The 3223-nt window shown below is 64.4% G+C and carries 4 protein-coding genes and 1 pseudogene; 2 read left to right on the top strand and 3 right to left on the bottom strand.

What is annotated here, in order from left to right:
* Nucleotides 1-923: phosphopantetheine-binding protein (locus ACX4ZE_RS22575; RefSeq protein ID WP_480275471.1), on the top strand; the 923-nt coding region annotated here is incomplete at its 5' end.
* A gap of 70 nt (nt 924-993) precedes the next feature.
* Here ACX4ZE_RS22575 and ACX4ZE_RS22570 read toward each other — a convergent pair.
* Genes ACX4ZE_RS22570 through ACX4ZE_RS22560 form a run of 3 tightly spaced genes read right to left on the bottom strand, consistent with a single transcriptional unit; the run spans nt 994 to nt 2092 of the window.
* A complete protein-coding gene (locus ACX4ZE_RS22570) occupies nt 994-1410 on the bottom strand; it encodes a transposase (RefSeq protein WP_480275472.1) in 417 nt (138 codons plus the stop codon).
* A gap of 12 nt (nt 1411-1422) precedes the next feature.
* Nucleotides 1423-1548 (bottom strand): hypothetical protein, encoded by a 126-nt coding sequence (locus ACX4ZE_RS22565; protein ID WP_480275470.1) that lies wholly within the window; start codon nt 1546-1548, stop codon nt 1423-1425.
* A complete protein-coding gene (locus ACX4ZE_RS22560) occupies nt 1532-2092 on the bottom strand; it encodes a helix-turn-helix domain-containing protein (protein ID WP_480275469.1) in 561 nt (186 codons plus the stop codon). The genes ACX4ZE_RS22565 and ACX4ZE_RS22560 overlap by 17 nt, the downstream gene beginning before the upstream one ends.
* 186 nt (nt 2093-2278) lie before the next feature.
* Between ACX4ZE_RS22560 and ACX4ZE_RS22555 the strand changes: the two are divergent.
* Nucleotides 2279-3223, top strand: a pseudogene (locus ACX4ZE_RS22555) (transposase); the annotation flags it as partial.

The following is a 3223-nucleotide window of genomic DNA, read 5'->3' as shown; positions in this document are numbered from 1 at the left end:
AAACAGGCTTGGCGGTCAACGAGTTGACCCGTTACCGCTACGACGTAACCATCCGCAAGCATCCGATCGAGGTGTTGTCGCTGGCGGAGGTGCCCCGAACCCGGTTCACCGACCAAGACGATCTGCTGTCGATCGAAAACACGCTGGCCGCAGCAAAGGATAGATGCCTCCGGCTCACGAATATCCCCCATCTCGGACTGGTCGACGACGTTCGCGCGGTAGACCAGCTCCGAGCAGAGCAACCAGTCACCCCCAGCCGAATCGGGTCCGAACAGATCGTGGCCCACGACGCCGATCGAGTCGGTGAGGGACTTCTCCCGGAGGATCTGCATGCCCTCGGTGCAAGGCTGGGGTTCACCACCGCGGTGACATGGTCGACGCAAACAGGGTGTATGGACGCGGTGTTCGTGGACTCCTCGCTCGTCCGGGGCAAACAGCTCACCGACGTGTTCGCGGCACCGATGCCGGTGAAGGATCTCGCTCGCTCTACCAACAATCCACAGACGAGCCTGCTGCTGGAGGGTGTGCGGCGGTTCGTGGCCGACCGGTTGCCCGAGTTCATGGTCCCGGCCGCGGTGATGGCACTCGAGGCGATGCCGTTGACCCCGAACGGGAAACTCGACCACACGGCGCTACCGGACCCGCAGTTTGTCTCCGGGGCGGGGTATCGGGCGCCGCGGACGGATCGGGAACAGGTGCTGGCGGACCTGTTCGGTGAAGTACTCGGGGTGAACCAGGTCGGTATCGATGATGGTTTCTTCGATCTGGGTGGACATTCGCTGCTGGCGCCGCTGCTGGTGAGCCGGATCGAATCGGTGTTGGGTGTCGAGGTTCCGATCCAGGTGGTGTTCGACGCCCCGACCGTCGCGGAGCTGGTCTCGCGACTCGATGACGTATTGGGTGGTCCTATGGTGGGGCTGTAGCACACGCGACAGCATGCGAACTACTGAAGAGGGCGTTCAGTGGAATTTCTCAGACTTACTGCATCGTTCCTCAAAGGGTATACATGAACCGGCGGCGTAGGGTGCGTGGTTTGGGTGGCGGTCGGCCCCACACCCAGGGACGGGCGCGGGGATTGAGCTGGACGGTAGCGATCCGGGTGGCGCAGGTGATCTCGTCGGGATCGGCGAAAGAAACTCCAGCGAGGGCGGTCTTGCGGAACAGACGCCACCAACCCTCCTGCATGTTCAGCCAGCAGGCGCGTTTGGGGATGAACACGTGCCGGATTCTGCGGTGGCCGGTGAGCCATGCACGGGTACTTTTGCTGTCGTGGCTGGAGAGGTTGTCGGTGACGACGATGATCTGTCCGTGCGGATTTTCGTCCTCGATCAGCTGCAGAAACTGTTGATAGCCAACACTATTGCGTGACGGCGCGGTCATGGTGACCGCATGGCCGTCACGCACGCGCAGCCCACCGTAGACTCAGGTCTTCTCCGGACCACGCGAGTAGTCCAACTCGATCTTGACCCGATGCCCGTCGAGTGACCAACCCGGCGCCGACGCGAAGGAACGAGGGATCACCGGACCGAGTTCATCGGCGTAGATCACCGTGGAGTCTTCCGGTGGGGCGGTATAGAGCTCCACGACCACAGCCCTTGTGGGGCGAACTCCGCATCGGTGCTGCGCGCCCAGCTACGGGTACGACGCCACCGAACCCCCTCCGCACGCAGGATCCGCCGAACCTGGCTACGCGCGATCTCGATCCCTGCGCGCGAGCCGCACCGGTGAGCGTGTCCAAGGTCCATTCACCCGGCCCGTTCTCGGTCTCGGCCACCAGCTCCCCGTCCGGGTGACGCACCGGTTTCCCCGCAGGCACCGACCGGGCCAACGCGATGACCTGCCCACGCTCGGTCTCGGTGATCCAGCGTTTACGCCCGCACCCGGGCCGGGTGCCCAGCCCGTCGAGACCCTCGGTGTTGAACCGATGCAACCAACGCCGCACCCGGTTGCCATGGCAGCCCGAACACTCCGCGATCTCCGACACCCGCAACCCCTCCCAGCTCAACGCGACGATCCGCGCCCGCTCGATCCAATCGGCCGGAGCATGCCGCGCTCTGGACAACCGATGAATCCGCTCGGCCTCCCATTTCATCCCGCGGCGGACGCGCCATGAGGAACTTCGGCACCACACTCACCTCCACCCTCGCCGATACACCCCTCTTCAATTCAACCACTCAAACAGGAACGATGCACTAGTTTGGCGGCTCTTCGAACTTGGTGGGGGTCTGGTGTGACTGACGACGTGCGTGTCGGTGACCGAGAAGGAGCTCGCGCCCTTGTGGACTGGGTGTTCTCTACGCATCCAGAAACAAAGGCGCGAGCGTGTCCAACAGTAGTTCATTGCTGCTCGGTCTCGACGGCATCATCGTCGAGACCGTCGTCGTCGATCCTGACCAGGGCCGGGTGGTGCGGGTTCGGACCGCACCGCAGTGGGTCGGGCTGTGCCCGGCCTGCGGTACCCGGTCACCTCGTTCGCGAGGTTGGGTGACGACCCGTCCCCGGGACATCAAGCTCGGGCCGGATCGCCCCGTGATCGAGTGGAACAAACGGATGCAGCTGGAACACCTGTCACACCGCGCTGGCCCACCTCGCCGATGTGGTCTTGGCCGGCGAACCGCAACCGGTGACCGTGCTCGGCATCGATGAAACACGACGGGGTAAAGCGAAATACGAAACAGATCCCCACACCGGCACACACGTGTGGATCGACCGGTTCGACACCGGTCTGGTCGACATCACCGGCCCCGGCGGGCTGCTGGTGCAGGTCAACGGCCGTTGCGCAAAACCGGTCATCGACTGGATCGGCGAACGCAGCGGCGACTGGCGTGAGCAGATCACCCACGTGGCGATCGACATGTCGGTCGTCTACGCCAAGGCCGCCCGCGAAGCATTACCACACGCACAGCTGATCGTGGACCGGTTTCACCTGATCAAACGCGCGAATCACATGATCGAGGTGGTACGCCGCCGCGTTACCTGGGCCTGCCGCGGCCGCCGCGGCCGCAAAGCCGACCCGGAGTGGATCAACCGCCGCCGCCGGCTGCTGCGCGGCGCCGAACGACTCACCAGCGACCAACACACCCGCCTGATCGCGGCCCTCGATACCGCCGACCCGAACGGGGACATCTTCGCCGCGTGGATCTCCAAGGAACTGCTACGAGACGTGCCGGCCCGCACCGACCATGGCGGTCTCGGCTACGAGATCCGCACCGCGCTGCACCAC

It is taken from the genome of Nocardia sp. TBRC8007 (genome assembly GCF_056629435.1).
The sequence above is the reverse complement of the archived record's forward strand: the minus strand, read 5'-3'. Positions and strand labels throughout refer to the sequence as shown.

Excerpts from the sequence above, each read along its gene's own strand:
- ACX4ZE_RS22560 (WP_480275469.1), bottom strand. The coding sequence starts at position 2,092 with ATGAAATGGGAGGCCGAGCGGATTCATCGGTTGTCCAGAGCGCGGCAT.